Raw genomic sequence first — 16,463 nt, 5'->3', positions numbered from 1 at the left:
ATTCCAACGTTTTCACACCATTGGCCGCATGACCGGACCGCGCCACGGACCGCCATGCAGACCCGTGTTCCGCTCGCCATACGTGAGCGTCTACGTGAGCGTTTTTCGACCGGCCCGAGCGCACTCACGCCATCACAATTCCATCACATTTGTGCAGATCCGCCATTCCCCCATGCCGTGACCCGCATCGCCGCGGGGAGCCGCGGGATTCCGCAATGCATGGACGATGCCCCAGCCGCAGGCTTCCTCGCCGTGAACCAACCGGCTCCGATGGAGCCGGCGAACCCGGTATCGGGAACAGGGGCGAACGTCATGCCATCCGTCGACGGACACCGCGGACGCCGTCGGACACGCACTGACAGCGCTCATGGCCGATGACGGATGCACGCTCGCGGCCATCGTTCTGGGCGCCATTGAACGCGGCGTCATGCCGGCCACTGGCGGGTCATCGTGCGATGATGCGGCCGCTTCCAGTGTTGTGATGTCCACCAGTCCCTCCATGAGAAGCCCTACATCCGTTGCGCGAGCAGACGGCGGTAGATGTGCGGCTTGTGGCGGTTGCCGAATCCCTTCACGACGATGCCCTGCTCTGTCCGCCGGTAGACGATGCGGGTGTCGGCCTTGGCCCCGCGGGCACGGTGGTGCTGGAAATGGAACGAGCTCCATGCGGACAGATCGTATTTGAGCCGCGTCCCCTCGACCTTTCCCGACACGAGATCGTCCATCGCCGTGCATACGGCGAGCGTGGCCCGCATGAACTCCTCCTCGTCGGGCCACGCCTGGGCCATGAGCACGACGTCGTCGACCAGATCGTCAGGGTTCATGGACAACCCCCCGACCCGGGAGATCATGACGACGGCGTCACGAATGACGGTTCGGGAGATCACCGCGGCCCGCCCTTCGCGACGACGCCCATCAGCATGTCGGCCCTGGCATCGAAGCTGGCGAGCGCGGCATCGATCAGCCCGCGCCCCGACTCGACGTCGGTGCGCGCCTGCCGGGCCACGAACATGTCCCTCACCGAAAGAGTCTCCAGCTCGTCCTCGTAAGCGTCGAGCGAGTCCAGCAGGTCGTTCATCGCGTCCACGGACACGATGAAGCCGGCCGTGTCGGAACGGTCCATGAGCTGGAGCACGCCGTTGTCGTCCAACCTGCGCCGCCATGCGTTCGACCGGCCGAGGTCCGTGAGCGTCACCTTGGAATCGGGATTCGCCGCCTCACGCAGCGCGTCGGCGCGCTCCCTGGTGATGGATGCCATGACAACCCCCTTTACGAAAAACAATCGGAATCTATTTCGAATAGTACTTCGTGTTGCAATACTTAGCAACCATCGTAGGAAAATGTGGCCGGCTTGAGAATCAGGCACTCGAAGCCTGTACCGTCGGTGTGGTCCACATAAGGGACGACGTGGTGGAGGGGCGGCCACATGGAAGGATCTGCAGTCTGACGTTCCTTCGTGATCCGTCAAGGTTCCCCCGGGGATTACGGTATGCCATCATGGGGGACGGGGCATGATCATTGGAATGCCAACGATTCCGACGTCCTTATCCAAGTCGGGTTCCCAGGTTCCGGAATCGTGTGAGACTTTTCTGGAAAGGTTCGCCGACTGATTACCGACTCGTCCAAGTGGCGGACTTCATCTGCACTATCGAATTGACTGCCCGCAAGTACGACAACCATGAACAGACGGCGACTGATGAACGGTTCTTCGGCTCGGCTCGCACATTCAAGAAGAACTATCTGCAACAGGTGCGCAGACACCTGCTACCAGTCCGATGGCAGCATCGGGAATTCCCATTCCAGACTCGCGTATACTTCGCAGTAAGCCAACCCCGCTGGGGAAATGGAAGTGAGAGCCGGACGCCCCGAGTATCTTGGGGGCCGGCTCTCGCGTTATCTATACACATGCAGGGATGTATTCGCCACTGTTTTCCCAGGCACCGCAGCCTTGTGAACTGAATCCAGCTACACCGTCAGGAATAGTGACCATCGACTCGGCTCAGCGTTCGCGCCAGCGCAGAACGGCGTAGACGAACGCAAAAGCGAGCAGGACGGCGGCCGCGACGAACACGGCCCTCAGCGAACCGTCCAGCGAGGGCATGAAGGTGGCGACCACGCCGAACACCGCCACTCCAATCGCGCCGCCGACCTGACGGAACGTGTTGAACACCGCACTGGCGATGCCCGCCTGCCTCTGGTCCACGCTCACCAACACCAGTCCGGACAGCGCCGGCGTGACCAGAGCGCCGCCGAGTCCGACGACGCTCAGCGCCACGGCGATCACCCATGCGGGCATCGGTGCGGGAACGAGCACGGCGGCGAGGAATCCGACCGCCATAGCGATCAGGCCGAAAGACACGGCGAACCGGGTTCCCATCGAATTGATGATCTGCCCACTGAACACATTGGTGACCACCATCACCACCGCCGAGGGGATGAACACCAGTCCGGCGGTGAACGGGCTCATGCCCTGCTCGCTCTGCAGGAACAGGGTGGAGATGAAGACCATGCCGAACCAGTTGAAGATCATGATGAATCCGACGATCAGCGAGATGCGCATGCCGTCGTTGCGGAACAGCCCCAACGGCACCATCGGATGCGCGACCTTGGCTTGGGAGACCACGAACAGCACGAGCGCCACGACGCCGATCGCGAGCAGAGCGATCGTCACCGGGGACGAGAAGCCCAGGGAGCCGATCTCGATGACTCCCGCCACCAATGCGGCCAGCCCGATCAACGCCAGCGTCTGGCCGAGCCAGTCGAACGAGATGGCGCGGGTGGGCGACGGCGCGACCTTCGGCGCGAGCGCGAGCACGATCAGGCAGAACGGCACGTTCACCGCGAAGATCAGACTCCAGTGAATCGGCGTCAACAGGCCGCCGAACAACGGGCCGAACGCCGAGGCGGACGCCGAGCCCGCGCCCCACAGCCCCAGCGCGAACGCACGGCGACGGGGATCGGGATTCGCCTCGTTGATGAGGGCCATCGACGCCGGCAGAATCAGTGCGGCGGCCACGCCCATCACGCAGCGGCCGATGATGAGCACCAGCATGCTCCATGCGAAGGTGCTCAGCAGTGAGGCCGCACCGAACAGCGCCGTGCCGAAGAAGAACATGCGCTTCGCGCCGAACCTGTCCGAAAGACTCCCGGCAAGCAACAGCAGCGAGGCGAACAGCAGCGTGTAGCCGTCGATCATCCACTGCTGCAGGGCCATGTCGCCGCCGAGTTCGGCAGTGATGGTGGGCAGGGCCACGTTGACGATCATCGTGTCCATACCGGTCAGGAAGAACGCCAAAGACGTGGCGAACGTGGTCACCGCGGCGCTGTGACGGGCCGTACGACGCAATAGACGTCCGAAACGCAGTCCACGCACCTCCTCCTCATGCACGAAGTCCAAGGTCCCGGATTCGTTGATTGTTGTCATTCTCACCTATGCTTTACCGATTGATTATTTCTATTTGGTTGTTGCAGTCATCATGGTATGCCCGGCGATTCGTTTGAAACAGCGGATTATAAGTGCTTTTCATTTACTCTGTATAAACCAATGGTTTACACAGAACGCAATACCTCCAAGTCGATTGGAGAAAAATTCCGGGGCGCGACCGGCGGCACGGAGGGGACTCCTCCCCACCACTGCAACCGAACACATCGAATACGACGGCAGACTCGTGATCCGCGTATGGGCCCCGGCCGGCCCCGCCGTCATCAGCTTCAAGCACGTGATCTACGACCGGGTGGCCGATGTCGACCGCCGCATCACTAGCGAGACGCAGATCGCGCAGATGCACATCCGCAAACAGAACCATTTCAGCGAACAGCGCGTGTACCGGTACCTGAAACCATCCGACTCCCGATTCGACCTGCTGCCGCGCGTACGCAAGATGGCCGCCCTGATGCTGCTCGGCAGCGGCATGCGCAACCTGTACAAGTACTCGAAGCCCTACTCCGGCAAGGACCCCGTACTGGACGACGGCGACGTGTTCGAGGCGTTCGTCCCCGTGCGCTGGGTGGAGGGCAACACTGCCGAAGACGATTTACCTGCTCGCGATACGCCGAACCATGATCCCGATGAACAGGTAAACGACCCAAGTGAAACTGTAAATGAAACTGTAAACGGCATCGTACCAAGGGAGTGGCGTCTTCTGGAACTGCTTCGCGAGAATCCGGCGATCACGTACCGTCAGGCGGCGATCGCGCTGGACGTGTCCTACACCACCGTATGGCGCACGTTCCGGGCGATGCAGGAAGCCAAACTGATCGAACGCACCGGCTCGGACAGGCGCGGCACATGGCGAATCCTCACCCCGCCGCAACCATCCCATGAATGACGCGAAGCCCCGTCACGACGCGCCGTAGACCGGTAACGGAGGTGGCACGGCAAACGCATGACAGCCCACAAACCCAAGCGACAGTAGGTCTAAGTCACCATGAAGGTTGGGGTCTCGTATCCTCCGTCATCGCCGGAACCCTTATTTTCCAAAGGATTTCGGCTTTTGCTTAGCTTTCTCACAGGTTCCGGTGCTATTACTTTCCGCTCATTTCGGAGCCTCGCTCGCGGTACCCCGTACGGGCACCGCACTGACCCCACCCGCATGAACTGTTGAGCATGTTGCCTCGCGCACCCACCCAATCCCCAAAAGACTGGATTCCCAGACACCGGAGAAGTCTCGCCATCCTTGTTTCCCAGTAGAATTGAACAGTTATCTGTTCTATTAAGGGAGAAGAACAATGGCGTTGAATACCACGCAACTGGAGCGTTACTATAATGCGTCCATCGGAGAAGTATACGGGGCGATGAAGCGCTATCTGGAATCAGGGCAGTCCCGCTTCACTTTGAAGAACGCCGATGATTTATCGTGCTCATGCACGTTCTCGTCGGGTATCAGCATGACCACATGGGGAGAGAACTTGACAGCCTCGGCTGTCCCCAGCGGGGATGGCACCTTGGTTAGACTCACTGTGGCCGGGAAACTGGGGTCAACGGCAGCCGGGTTCCAGAACTCCCACAACGTCACCATCGCGGATGAATTCTTCTCAGGAGTGTCCGGAGTTCTTTCTGAGAGTGACGCAGAACCGCGAGACACACAAGAGCAATCAGTCCCGGCTGCATATGCAACGCCTCAAGCTCCCGAGGAGACACAAACGGGGAAAGAAACGATCTCAGAACTCACCTCAAGCGAAGATGCCACCGCAGAGGTCAAGACAAAAACGGATTCCCCGTTTTCTATCACAAAAGAATCAGACCAGCCGAAAGTTAAAGACATTTGGAATAAGTATCATTTTCAGATAGTGGTTGTCTCAATTATAGTTGTTGCAATAATACTGATTTATGCAATTGCAACTGTTGCATCACACAATGCTCAAAGCAGGGGACGATTCGAGGTTGTTCAGAAAGTGTCCACTGCCTGCAATCGAGACAACAAGATTAAGGTACTGTCTGACGGCGATTATTCCAATGAACCTGCCTTGCAAATGGTATGGAGCAGCATCCCAGACCGTGAAATTCTTGAATGCATAGCAGCTAATACCGGAATGAGCGAGAATACCATAGACACCATAGGGTATTCATCTTCATCAAAGGATAATTCATCAACCCAGTGGAAAGATTGGAAGGCAGCATGGACTCTCGATGACGATACCATGTATGCCACAATCACAGTGCAGTATCTGGGTACCGGGAGAAACTCTTTCAAGGGTAAAGCAACTTTAAAAGATTTTACGAATAAAGAGGACGAATCTGCTGATACAGAAGAGGAAGAGTCCGAACCGCAGCCCTTCGCTATTGGCATGAACTGTTATGTTACTTCCGGTGATGGAGATTTATCAACTCACACAGAACATATTGATGGCGTCACAAGCCAGAATTTCAGGGACACAGTATGGAAAACTGGCAAATCAGTTAGTTGCAATGCCGAGGACAAAGATTCAACGGCCACCGGAGAAAAGAACACCACTGATTACGAAGCTCTGAAAACAGCATATGGAGACCATGCCAACGATACCGAATATGGTATGGGCGCTTTGTATAGTGAATGCGCTTCCACTTCGTTTATTCAGCTAAGCCTGCAAACAATGAGCGAAAGTCAAGCGCAAGAACTGCTGGGAGCACTTATACTGTGCCCCGACCACCCACGTGCTGAAGAAATCAAACAAAAGGCCGAAGCCGATGTAGCGCGCCAAAACGAAATTCAGACCAAACGCCAGCAAGGCCTAATCAAAGATGAGGGAACATATAAAGTTCCCTCGGAGATGTCTACCGGAACATGGAAAACCATGAGCGAAAAGGTCACGAACTGCTACTGGGAGATGCAGGATGCAAATGGACAGATTTATGACAACAACTTTACATCTGCTGGCATAGCTCAAACGATTACCATACCGAACGGCGTCGCCGGTTTCAGCTCCAATGGATGTGGAGCCTGGGAAAAGCAATGAGTAATTTCATAAATTTTATTCCAATAAATGAGAGCAAGGCGTTCTTATCACGGGAATAAACACCTCGGGGACATGCAGCAAATCGCTGCATGTCCCCGTAAATTAAAAAAACTCTAGACGCCGTCATTGGTATTACACCAAGCACATGACCGGGGGTTTACGGCGCATGGCCACCGCCCGTAATATAAGAAATCATCGAAGAAATTCCGATGATTCCTCATGGACCTGAAGAATCATCAATTTTCTCAGCCGAGAAAACGAATCTTCTTCTACATTAATGAGCGCATGCAAGCCCCCCCGGGAGAACCAGCAACCTGCTCCAGCCGCCAATCGGACACTACCGACGTGTTCGAGGCGTTCGTCCCCGTGCGCTGGGTGGAGGGCAACACTGCCGAAGACGATTTACCTGCTCGCGATACGCCGAACCATGATCCCGATGAACAGGTAAACGACCCAAGTGAAACTGTAAATGAAACTGTAAACGGCATCGTACCAAGGGAGTGGCGTCTTCTGGAACTGCTTCGCGAGAATCCGGCGATCACGTACCGTCAGGCGGCGATCGCGCTGGACGTGTCCTACTCCACCGTCCGAAGAACCTTCCAGGCAATGCGGGAATCCGGAACAATCGAACGCACCGGCTCGAACCGGCGCAGCACATGGCGAATCCTCACCCCACCGTAGCCGTCCCATGAATGACGCGAAGCCCCATCACGACACGCCGCGGACGAGGTAACGAAGATGGCACGGCGAGCGCACGACAGTCCGAAAACCCAAAGCGACAGCATGACTGATCATCAACCAACCCACACCCGAACCTAGGAACCTTACCCACACCCACTTCCCAGGTTCCTAGGTATCTTCCTAAGTACTGAAACGACTTCCCAAGTTCGGACGATGCCCAGTACAAAGCACCCACACAGGCACATCCGCCAGCACATCACTTTCGCCTGGTAAAGCCACCGATCGTATAGCGCGCCCCCTTGCCACGGCCAATGACTCTCAGCTTCCCACCCTTGACAAGCTTGGACAGCTGGTAGTACGCCTGATTCGCATCGACATGCAGCAGTTCCATGACATCCGCCCGCGTGACATCATTCTGCTCTGCAACCAATTTCATAATGAGCTCTGGCCATCGCACACGGTCGATGCCCGTCTGACGTACGTACTCGATGGTCTTACCGGTGCGCCGGTAGACCGTGGACCCCAAAGTGTATGCCCGCCGAGAACCGTTGCCGGAACCTTCAATCATGCCGGATTCCGTAAGCTGCCCCAGCATAGCGCGCAGACGCTGCTCACTCATATCGAGTTCCTTGTTCATGGTCTCGAACGTGCAGCGCCGTTCGTTCCTGAGCATATTCAGAATCAGCAGACCGTTGACCGGCATGGTCTTACCGGTGCGCTCCTGTTCCTCGACAAGCATCCGCACGAATTCGACGTCGGGTGCGCTGCGCTGCAGGTACACGGACACGTTGCGCTCATTCGACGCCGTGTAATCGGGCAGGGGACGTCCATAGTGCAGCGACCCTTCGTAGATGCGATCGATGCCGCGCCCCGTACGCTCGGCCAATCCGGTTCGTTTCAGAGCATCCATTAGGCAGGGATTGCGACCATGCGGTTCGGCGGTAAGCAGATTATGGATGTTGATGCCCTCCACAAACCCGCCGGGATTGGCGATGGTAAGCCCCGCATCATCCAACTGCACACGCACACGTCCCAGCAGGGTGTAGTCACGATGGCCGAAGGCGTTCACCAGCGCCTCTCGGAACGCCCGATGATCGAATTCCGGCACCATCGTTGAGAACAGACCGACGGATAGCTCGACGCTTGGATTCCAAGGAGAGAACATGTCGTTGATTTGCTCGATGGTCTTCAGCAACGGTCCGGCATAGTCTTGGTTGACTTTGATATCCGTACCAGACATGACTTGGAAAGACGCCCGATGAGTCGGAACGAAGCGTTTCAGAGACTCCCCCTTGCCCAGCAGCAGCAAACCGGTCAGCGTCGGCATGGTCTTGCCATCGACGGTCACCGTCAATTGCAGGGATTTCTCCAGCTCCTCATCGGTCAATTCCAACAAATTACGGTCACTGGATTGGTAGGCGCCGATGATCCGGCGCAGACGGTCGCGTTCAAGGGGATCGAAATCATCACGGGTCGCATCCGGCACCGGCTGCGCGGAAAAGTCCAAACGCCCCAAATCGGACAGGCGCGTGGCGATCTCGTACGGGTACATCGGCACGCTCTCCGGCGTACCATCCACCTTCATACGGCGTCGCAACACCTTGCCCGACTTGGTCGAGACCACGCTGCGGGATTTCGGCACGTCGATCTGCATCACCGGCGTCTTCTCCGTCCCAACGATCTGCGCACGAGCGGAAACCGGAGGAACCGTACGGTTGGCAATCATCGCCGACAAACCGACCGCATCCTGATGCACTTTGTCGATGCCGGTCGGCGTGCCGTCATCCTCGACGCCCAGATACACCGTACCGCCATCCGAGTTCGCCAACGCCACAACGGCATCAAGTAGATCGTCATCCGGCAAACGCTTCAAATCGCTTTTGAACTCGAGCGACAACGTTTCCTTGCCATATTCATGTGCCATAAAGGGATCCAATCCGACGCATTCTTCTTGATACACTGAATTTTACACTGAATTCAGTGTTTAATAACTGAATTCAGTGTATTCAGTGAAACATTCAGCGAAAGCCGCGCTACGACGACAGCACCGAAGCAAACGGCTTGAGCGCGGCCCCGCCCCCGGCCGCAACCATCCCGGCAATGACGCGAAGCCCCATCACAACGCGCCGCGGCCCGTCGCACCGGATGGCAACCGGAAAGCCCCGGAGGGGCGTACACACGGAACAGGGCGAATGCCACCGGAACGGAAGGAAGAATGGAAAGATAGACGAATGAAAGGATGAACGGATGAGTGGAGGGGCGCGGGAACATGACCAAGTACGAGCAGATCAGACGATTCGTTGACGCGCATCCCGGACAGGCCGCAATCATCAGGCACGAGACGCCGATCGTCGACTTGGCATCCGGGGCGAAGGTGTTCGACGTCGCCAAGGCGGCCGCCACCTACATCGTCGAAGCGAAGGAGGGCGTCTTCGCCGTCGTCGCGGCCGCCACCGGGCACCTGAGATGGCGACAGCTCGGCCGCGCATTGGGATTGCATCAGATTCATCTGGCCGCGCCGGAACTGGTCAGGGAACGCACCGGCTATGACGTCGGCACAGTAGGGCCATTGTTCCTCGACGGCGTGCGCATGTTCTTCGACGAACGACTGCTCACGCACGACAGCGTGTACTGCGGCACCGAGGACGCGCATCACACGCTGGCCATCGCGCCGCAGCTCATCATCGATGCCAACGACGTCGCCGGCTATTTCGACAGCGACGAATATCTGAAGCCGTAGCCTCACCTGATACTTCCCGCCAAGGTCTTCCCAACACGGGCCCATTCCCATATGCTTAGGGCCCATGAGCGAACGCAATGCAACGACCATCACGGAATCGCAATTGCCGCAGGCCGACCGCGAAGCCGAACACATGCAGGGCCATTGGGTGCTGGCCAAACTCGGCAAACGCGTGCTGCGGCCGGGCGGCGAAAAACTCACCAAACGCATGCTCGCGCACACGACGATCGCCGACAAACGCGTGGTGGAGTTCGCCCCGGGTCTCGGCCGCACCACACGACTCATCCTGGGCGAAGGTCCGGCCGGATACACCGGCGTCGACCGCGACGAACAGGTCGTGGACATCATCGGCCCGCTGGTCGCGCCGCAGGGAGGCTCCTGCATCCGTTCCGACGCCGCGCACACGGGCCTGCCGGGCACATCGGCGGACGTGGTGGTCGGCGAGGCGATGCTCACCATGCAGTCCGAGCGCGGCAAGCGCGCGATCATCGGCGAGGCGCATCGTCTGCTGAAACCAGGCGGACTGTACGCGATTCACGAGATGGGTCTCGCACCGGACGATCTGGATGAATCGGTCAAGGACGCGATCCGCGGGGATCTCGCCCGGGCCATCAAGGTCAACGCGCGTCCGCTGACCGCCGCCGAGTGGCGGGAATTGCTCGAATCGGAGGGATTCGAGGTGCTGTGGACCGGCGCCGAACCGATGGCGCTGCTGAAGATGCGCCGCAATCTGGCGGATGAGGGCATCGGCGGCGTGCTGCGCATCATGCGCAACGTGCTGACGCACGCGGACCTGCGCGCGCGGGTGATGCAGATGCGTCGCGTGTTCAACACGTACGGCGACACACTCACCGGCATCGCGTTCGTGGCGCGCCGCAAGGACTGACGCACGTTGCCACCCGCACGCGCGGTTAAGCTGGCATGTACACGATTCGTCCCGCACGAACGGCATGCCGGCATCGCCGCCGAAACGGACCGCGGGCGGAAGACGGTAATCGATGGAACAACAAGGACAGGAGCTCCGATATGACCGACAATACGCACGACGACCAGCCAACCCAGCCGACCCAGCAGACCCAAACGGACCAGCCGAACCAGCCGATGGTGATGGAGTCCATCGACGATCTCGCGCCGATGGTCGCCGTGCAGCCGGAGGCCACGGTGTCACGCACCGTGATGCAGGTGGAAGGCGCCAACGTGGTGCTGTTCTCCTTCGACAAGGGGCAGGAGCTCAGCGAGCACACCGCCGCCATGCCGGTGCTCGTGCAGTGCCTCGAAGGCCACCTCCAAGTCACCGGCGGCGGCAAGACCGTAGACCTTGTGCCGGGCGGTATCCTGCACTTCCCGACCCGCCTGCCGCACGCGGTCTACGCCGTCGAGCCCTCCAAGATGATGCTGATCATGATGCGCCGATGACCTCGTGGCCGCGTGGCGAACCCCGGCGGCAGCCAGCGTGTAAGCCAACGTGGCGGACGGCCAACGGCCATGCGGGACCGGAACCGAAAGGCTCCGGTCCTTACTCATTGCACTCATTGCACGGGCGAAATCCGCCCCGCGGCCACCCTCCGACGTTACGCGCCACCTCCCACCGGCGGGAGGAAGAAACGAGGGACGGCTCGCACGCGCCACCTCCCACCGGCGGGGGCAATACGAGACGCCATGCGCGCACCATCATTGTGAATATATTCATTGACTTTATTCAGTGAATATCGTACAATATTCATCAGATGGCACCAAGGAGGCGCGGCATGGGCATACGACAGGAAGCGAAACAGCAGTCACGGCAGAAAATCGTCGACGCCATGCGCGCGCTGCTGCGGGAACGGGACGCAATCGACATCACCATCGAAGACATCACAACCCGGGCGGGAGTCGCGAAAGGCAGTTTCTACACCCATTTCAAACGCAAAGAGGATGTCGTCTCCGTCATCGCGATGGAACAGTACAACGCGGCGATGGAAAGCGCACTGAACCTCACCGGAGACGTCTGCGAGCGCATCGGCGAATACCTGACCTGTTCGGCGAGGATCATCGACGGCAACACACTGCAAGTGGCGCAAAACTGGATGAAAAGCGTGACCGCTCCCATCGACGGCGAACACGGCGGCGCGGATAAATTCCGATTCGACTACGACAACATCTCCCGACTGCTCGACGCAGGCCGACAGCGCGGGGAATTGGCTGAAGACGCACCAATCGACGCGCTGTGCGCAATCATCATGAACTGCTATTACGGCGCAGTGGCCGACTGGTGCATCACCGGCGGCACGCAGGATCTCATCGAGAACATGAGTGCCTTCTGCGCATACGGGCTCAGACCGATCATCAACCACTACCAATCAGGAGGCAACGCACAATGAGCACCGACACCAAACCCGGCACCAACGTCAATGCGGCCGATGCGACGCATCGCACCATCACGCTGAACGACGGCAATGTCATCCCAACGATCGGCTTCGGGGTATTTCAAATCCCGAACGACGGCAGCACCTACAAGGCCGTGCGCGAGGCGCTGGACGCGGGGTATCGGCACATCGACACCGCCACGGCGTATTTCAACGAGGAAGAGGTCGGCAAGGCCGTCCGGGACAGCGGCATCCCGAGGAGCGACATCTTCGTCACCAGCAAACTGTGGCTGTCGCATTACGGATACGAGCGTGCGAAGATCGGCATCACACGTTCGCTGAACAAGCTGGGACTCGACTACATCGACCTGTATCTCGTCCATCAACCGTACGGCGACGTGCCGGGCGCATGGAAGGCGCTGGAAGAGGCGAAGGCGGCCGGCACGATCCGGTCCATCGGCGTTTCCAATATGACGCCGCGCATCTGGAACAGCTTCGTGCCGCAGTTCGACGTCAAGCCAGCGGTCAATCAGATCGAATGGAATCCCTTCGTGCAACAGAAGGAGATCCGCGCAATCATGGCGCCAAGCGACACGAAGGTCGAGGCGTACTTCCCGCTGGGCCACGGCAACGCGGAACTGCTCAATAATCCGGTCATCACCGCTCTTGCGCACAAGTACGGCAAGAACGCGGGGCAGATCTGCATCCGTTTCGAGGTGCAGGAGGGCGTCGTCACCCTGCCGAAGTCCACGAATCCCGAACGCATCAAGGGCAATCTGGATGTATTCGATTTCGCGTTCACGGATGAGGAGATGGCATCGCTCCGCGGTCTCGACACCGGCAAGCCCTCCCACAACCCTGACGCCGAGGGTGTGGGCGACATGCTGCTGAAGGCGTTCCCGGTCGAGGACTGAGACGCAGCCGGAGCGGGGGTCGAGCCGGGAATCGACGGCTCGACCCCGCGCCTTACCAGCGCACGGAAATGCGTTCGTTGACGTGCGCGGCCTCCGGCGCCGCCGTTGCCTCGTCGATGATGGCGATGGCGTAGTCGGCGTAGCTGATCGCGCTCTCACCGGTCGCCTCGTTCGCGGTGAACTCCTCGCCGGCCAGCACGTACTTGCCGGTGCGCGGGCCGTCGGCCTGGAAGTCGGCGGCCGGGGAGACGTACGTCCACTTCACGTCGCTGCGTTCGCGCAGCGCGGCGAGCGATTCGCCCATCGCGGTGGCGAGCGGCAGGAACGCGGCCGGGAAACCGTCGGTCTGGCTCAGCTGCACGGTGTGCTCGGGATCGACGTACAGGCTGCCGGCACCGCCGACCACGATCAGTCGCGTATCGGTGCCGGAGAGGATGTCCGCGAGATGCTTGAGCGACGTGGAGTGCTGCGGGAACGTGTCCGGCGTCCACGCGCCGAACGCGTCGACGACCACGTCGAAACCGGCGAGATCGGCGGCGGTCAGGTCGAACAGGTCCTTGACGATGGCGTGCTGCGCGACGGTCTTGTTCTCGCCGCGCACGACGGCGGTCACGTCAAGTCCGCGATCGACGGCCTCCTTGACGATGAGACGGCCGGACTTGCCGTTGGCGGCGACGACTGCGATGGTCTTGGTCATGGTGTGCTCCTATTCGGTGATTCGTCGCGCTTGTCGTGCGCGATATCTGATTGTCTTCGTCGGAGATCTTGCGACCCCGCCGTTGGAACAGTACGATATTGGAGTACTGCCCTTTAGGGAAGAAGGCACTTTAAAGTGCTATAGTTACCAAAAAGGAACTATTGGATGATTCCAACGATTATGCGAGGCGCCAATATGGTCGATGTCAACACGCTCCCGGCGTGTCCTGTGGAGACGACGCTCACGCTGATCTCCGACAAATGGAAGATCCTCATCGTGCGCGACCTGCTCACGGGCACCAAACGGTTCAGCGAACTGCGCCGTTCGATCGGGCACATCTCGCAGAAGGTACTCACCTCGAACCTACGTCAGATGGAGGCCGACGGGCTTGTGCATCGCGAGGTTTACCCCGAAGTGCCGCCGCGCGTCGAATACTCCCTGACCGACACCGGTCATAGCCTCAAAACCGTCATCGACGCTCTATGGAACTGGGGAGAGGACTACAAGGCCAAGCTCGCCGCCTAGGCTTTCGTCGCCCGACATGGAGACAAACGCGATCGGCCATCTGCGGGAATGTTTCGCACCGCCGCGAGGACGACACGCGCGACGCCGAGTTGCACCATGCGCGATCTCGTGCCATGATGTCCAAGTTGCCCGACGCGGTCAGGCCGAACGGCCCGCCGCAAGGGAAGCAGGAACGCGGATTCCCCGATCAATTGAGGACCGCTATCCGCAACGCCCCGATAGCTCAGTGGTAGAGCACTTCCTTGGTAAGGAAGAGGTCGTGAGTCCAATTCTCACTCGGGGCTCTCCGAACCATCGTCCGTTCCGGGCATTGCCCGCCGACGATTGGAACGGACGACCACGCCACGCCGAACACCAACTTGGCGTGTCGCACCGGTTGCGTCATACGCAACGTAGTGTATATTGGTCGGTCGTTGCATGAGATACGGCAACGCACTGAGCTCGCCCCTGTAGCTCAGTTGGTTAGAGCAGCTGACTCTTAATCAGCGTGTCCAGGGTTCGAATCCCTGCGGGGGCACCGCCAAGACCGGAATCGCAAGATTCCGGTCTTTTGCGTTTCGCACACTGGATGCCGGAACCGCGGCAGCAGGGCCACGCGGCCGGCACCCCGATCCACGACCACCCTCCGGCGCTACGCTCCACCTCCCGCCAGCGGGAGGAAGACGAGGGCACGCGCCACCTCCGCCAACGGGAGGAAGAGATGGCGTATAGCACGCTGTCTCACGCCGGCCGGTTATCGGCACCCCGATCTGAGCCGCCAGCCCGATGATCCCGCCTCGCGGACACCCTCCGGCGCTACGCGCCACCTCCCGCCAGCGGGAGGAAGAGAGCCGGTTTCACGTGAAACATGTGAAACATACCGGATGTGAAACATGTGAAACACGTGAAACCTGAGGCGTGAAACATGCGCGACCTCAAGCACGATAGGCGCGGGACGACACACGGCAACATGTGCAGCCGCCAGCGGCACATCAATCCGACACGACGCCGCCCAACAGGACGGTCGCGTTCGCTCGCCGCCGACGCCATCGAGCGAACAACAAGCATGCCGCCTGCGTCTCAGACGAGACGCAATCTCGCGCGAAACGCACTCTCATGCGAAAACGCAATCTCGCGCGAAACGCGGACAACATGGCATCGCGGTCACTCGCCGTCGACCACCGGAATCCACTTGCCGTAACCTTCGACCTCCATACGCGAACGCGGCACGAACCGCAGCGAAGCCGAATTCATGCAGTAACGCAGGCCGCCACGATCGGCGGGACCGTCCTCGAACACGTGGCCAAGGTGGATCTGCGTGTCCGCCGTGCGGATCTCGATACGCGGGCGTCCCGGCACGCGATCGTCGGCGTGCTCGGTCAGCGACGAAGCCTCAATCGGCTTCGAGAACGCGGGCCAGCCGCAGCCGGAATCGAACTTGTCGCGCGACGAGAACAGCGGCTCTCCGCTTACGATGTCCACGTAGATGCCCGGCTCGAACGTGTGGTCGTACTCGTTGACGAACGGGCGCTCGGTGGCGGCGTTCTGCGTCACCGCGAACTGTTCGAGCGTCAGGTCCCAGATCCTCTCCACGTACTTCTGGCGGCGCTTCACGTTCGCAATCGCGGCGAGCGGAATATGACAGTAGCCGCCGGGATTGTTCACCAGATAATCCTGATGATGCGCCTCCGCCGGGTAGAAGTTGCGCAACGGCTCGATGAGCACGGCCGGACGCTGCGGCTGACGGTCGATCAGCTGCTCGATCGCCGCGATGTAGGTCGACTGCTGCGCCTCGGACGTGAAGAACATGCCGGTACGGTACTGGCGGCCGGAATCCTCGCCCTGACGGTCCACAGAGAACGGGTCGATGACCTCCAGGAACAGCAGCGAAAGCGTGCGCAGGCTCACACGCTCCGGGTCGAAGGTCACTCTCACGGTCTCGGCGGCGTCGGTCTCCCCCGCGCACACCTGCTCGTAGGTCGGGTTCTCGACGGTGGACTGCGCGTAGCCGACGGTCGTGTCGGTCACGCCGTCCACGTTCTGGAAGTAGCGTTCCAGCCCCCAGAAGCAGCCGCCCGCGAAGTAGGCGACAGCCACGCCACCCGTCACATCGTTCCTGTTCTCGTTCGTATCGGTCATACGCCCAA

The 16,463-nt window shown here is 59.8% G+C and carries 15 protein-coding genes and 2 tRNA genes; 11 read left to right on the top strand and 6 right to left on the bottom strand.

What is annotated here, in order from left to right; translation table 11 throughout:
• Positions 1-509 precede the first annotated feature (509 nt).
• The 3 genes from AC1AYR_RS05445 to AC1AYR_RS05435 form a co-directional block, all read right to left on the bottom strand.
• Positions 510-824, bottom strand: a complete 315-nt coding sequence (locus tag AC1AYR_RS05445) for a hypothetical protein (protein ID WP_476511774.1) — start codon at positions 822-824, stop codon at positions 510-512.
• 59 nt (positions 825-883) lie between these two features.
• Positions 884-1,258 carry a hypothetical protein gene (locus AC1AYR_RS05440; protein ID WP_476511775.1) on the bottom strand — a complete coding sequence of 125 codons (375 nt, stop codon included), beginning with the start codon at positions 1,256-1,258 and terminating at the stop codon, positions 884-886.
• Between the two features lie 741 nt (positions 1,259-1,999).
• On the bottom strand, positions 2,000-3,424 hold the full coding sequence (locus AC1AYR_RS05435) for an MFS transporter (protein ID WP_476511776.1): 1,425 nt from the start codon (positions 3,422-3,424) through the stop codon (positions 2,000-2,002).
• Between AC1AYR_RS05435 and AC1AYR_RS05430 the strand changes: the two genes are divergently transcribed.
• The 3 genes from AC1AYR_RS05430 (at position 3,411) to AC1AYR_RS05420 (ending at position 7,116) form a co-directional block, all read left to right on the top strand.
• Positions 3,411-4,328: a winged helix-turn-helix transcriptional regulator gene (locus AC1AYR_RS05430; RefSeq protein ID WP_476511777.1), complete on the top strand. Its 918-nt coding sequence runs from the start codon at positions 3,411-3,413 to the stop codon at positions 4,326-4,328. The two genes, AC1AYR_RS05435 and AC1AYR_RS05430, sit on opposite strands and share 14 nt — an antisense overlap.
• 400 nt (positions 4,329-4,728) lie before the next feature.
• Positions 4,729-6,435 carry a hypothetical protein gene (locus AC1AYR_RS05425; RefSeq protein ID WP_476511778.1) on the top strand — a complete coding sequence of 569 codons (1,707 nt, stop codon included), beginning with the start codon at positions 4,729-4,731 and terminating at the stop codon, positions 6,433-6,435.
• Positions 6,436-6,654: 219 nt separating this feature from the next.
• On the top strand, positions 6,655-7,116 hold the full coding sequence (locus tag AC1AYR_RS05420) for an HVO_A0114 family putative DNA-binding protein (protein ID WP_476511779.1): 462 nt from the start codon (positions 6,655-6,657) through the stop codon (positions 7,114-7,116).
• Between the two features lie 256 nt (positions 7,117-7,372).
• Here the strand turns inward: AC1AYR_RS05420 and AC1AYR_RS05415 are convergent, their stop codons facing one another.
• Entirely contained in the window at positions 7,373-9,076 is a 1,704-nt protein-coding gene (locus AC1AYR_RS05415) for an RNA-binding domain-containing protein (protein WP_476511780.1), read from the bottom strand.
• 309 nt (positions 9,077-9,385) lie between these two features.
• On the opposite strand from AC1AYR_RS05415, the gene AC1AYR_RS05410 reads away from it, so the two are divergent.
• The 5 genes from AC1AYR_RS05410 to AC1AYR_RS05390 all read left to right on the top strand — a co-directional run bounded on the left by AC1AYR_RS05410 (position 9,386) and on the right by AC1AYR_RS05390 (position 13,115).
• Positions 9,386-9,856 carry an aminoacyl-tRNA deacylase gene (locus tag AC1AYR_RS05410; protein ID WP_476511781.1) on the top strand — a complete coding sequence of 157 codons (471 nt, stop codon included), beginning with the start codon at positions 9,386-9,388 and terminating at the stop codon, positions 9,854-9,856.
• Positions 9,857-9,920: 64 nt separating this feature from the next.
• On the top strand, positions 9,921-10,742 hold the full coding sequence (locus tag AC1AYR_RS05405; protein WP_476511782.1) for a methyltransferase domain-containing protein: 822 nt from the start codon (positions 9,921-9,923) through the stop codon (positions 10,740-10,742).
• Between the two features lie 215 nt (positions 10,743-10,957).
• Positions 10,958-11,272 (top strand): cupin domain-containing protein, encoded by a 315-nt coding sequence (locus tag AC1AYR_RS05400; RefSeq protein ID WP_476511824.1) that lies wholly within the window; start codon positions 10,958-10,960, stop codon positions 11,270-11,272.
• A gap of 332 nt (positions 11,273-11,604) precedes the next feature.
• Positions 11,605-12,216, top strand: coding sequence for a TetR/AcrR family transcriptional regulator (locus AC1AYR_RS05395; protein ID WP_476511783.1), 612 nt, complete (start codon positions 11,605-11,607; stop codon positions 12,214-12,216).
• A complete protein-coding gene (locus AC1AYR_RS05390) occupies positions 12,213-13,115 on the top strand; it encodes an aldo/keto reductase (RefSeq protein ID WP_476511784.1) in 903 nt (300 codons plus the stop codon). The genes AC1AYR_RS05395 and AC1AYR_RS05390 overlap by 4 nt, the downstream gene beginning before the upstream one ends.
• 52 nt (positions 13,116-13,167) lie before the next feature.
• Here AC1AYR_RS05390 and AC1AYR_RS05385 read toward each other — a convergent pair whose 3' ends face one another.
• Positions 13,168-13,812: an SDR family oxidoreductase gene (locus tag AC1AYR_RS05385; RefSeq protein ID WP_476511785.1), complete on the bottom strand. Its 645-nt coding sequence runs from the start codon at positions 13,810-13,812 to the stop codon at positions 13,168-13,170.
• Positions 13,813-13,977: 165 nt separating this feature from the next.
• Between AC1AYR_RS05385 and AC1AYR_RS05380 the strand changes: the two genes are divergently transcribed.
• From AC1AYR_RS05380 to AC1AYR_RS05370, 3 genes are all read left to right on the top strand, one after another.
• A complete protein-coding gene (locus AC1AYR_RS05380) occupies positions 13,978-14,337 on the top strand; it encodes a winged helix-turn-helix transcriptional regulator (protein ID WP_476511786.1) in 360 nt (119 codons plus the stop codon).
• Between the two features lie 212 nt (positions 14,338-14,549).
• A tRNA-Thr gene (locus AC1AYR_RS05375) sits at positions 14,550-14,621 on the top strand.
• Between the two features lie 159 nt (positions 14,622-14,780).
• Positions 14,781-14,854 (top strand) — tRNA-Lys (locus AC1AYR_RS05370).
• A gap of 626 nt (positions 14,855-15,480) precedes the next feature.
• Here the strand turns inward: AC1AYR_RS05370 and msrB are convergent.
• Positions 15,481-16,455, bottom strand: coding sequence for a peptide-methionine (R)-S-oxide reductase MsrB (gene msrB / locus AC1AYR_RS05365; protein WP_476511787.1), 975 nt, complete (start codon positions 16,453-16,455; stop codon positions 15,481-15,483).
• Between the last annotated feature and the right edge of the window lie 8 nt (positions 16,456-16,463).

The organism is Bifidobacterium sp. LH_417 (genome assembly GCF_056357035.1).
Note: the sequence above shows the minus strand (reverse complement) of the source record. Positions and strands in the feature narration are given on the sequence as shown.

Bases quoted from the DNA above. Each gene is read 5' to 3' on its own strand.
- AC1AYR_RS05390 (WP_476511784.1), top strand. From the start codon at position 12,213: ATGAGCACCGACACCAAACCCGGCACCAACGTCAATGCGGCCGATGCG.
- AC1AYR_RS05405 (WP_476511782.1), top strand. From the start codon at position 9,921: ATGAGCGAACGCAATGCAACGACCATCACGGAATCGCAATTGCCGCAG.
- AC1AYR_RS05435 (WP_476511776.1), bottom strand. From the start codon at position 3,424: ATGACAACAATCAACGAATCCGGGACCTTGGACTTCGTGCATGAGGAG.
- AC1AYR_RS05410 (WP_476511781.1), top strand. From the start codon at position 9,386: ATGACCAAGTACGAGCAGATCAGACGATTCGTTGACGCGCATCCCGGA.
- AC1AYR_RS05400 (WP_476511824.1), top strand. From the start codon at position 10,958: ATGGTGATGGAGTCCATCGACGATCTCGCGCCGATGGTCGCCGTGCAG.
- AC1AYR_RS05380 (WP_476511786.1), top strand. From the start codon at position 13,978: ATGATTCCAACGATTATGCGAGGCGCCAATATGGTCGATGTCAACACG.
- AC1AYR_RS05395 (WP_476511783.1), top strand. From the start codon at position 11,605: ATGGGCATACGACAGGAAGCGAAACAGCAGTCACGGCAGAAAATCGTC.
- AC1AYR_RS05385 (WP_476511785.1), bottom strand. From the start codon at position 13,812: ATGACCAAGACCATCGCAGTCGTCGCCGCCAACGGCAAGTCCGGCCGT.
- AC1AYR_RS05445 (WP_476511774.1), bottom strand. From the start codon at position 824: ATGAACCCTGACGATCTGGTCGACGACGTCGTGCTCATGGCCCAGGCG.
- AC1AYR_RS05440 (WP_476511775.1), bottom strand. From the start codon at position 1,258: ATGGCATCCATCACCAGGGAGCGCGCCGACGCGCTGCGTGAGGCGGCG.
- AC1AYR_RS05425 (WP_476511778.1), top strand. From the start codon at position 4,729: ATGGCGTTGAATACCACGCAACTGGAGCGTTACTATAATGCGTCCATC.
- AC1AYR_RS05420 (WP_476511779.1), top strand. From the start codon at position 6,655: ATGGACCTGAAGAATCATCAATTTTCTCAGCCGAGAAAACGAATCTTC.
- msrB (WP_476511787.1), bottom strand. From the start codon at position 16,455: ATGACCGATACGAACGAGAACAGGAACGATGTGACGGGTGGCGTGGCT.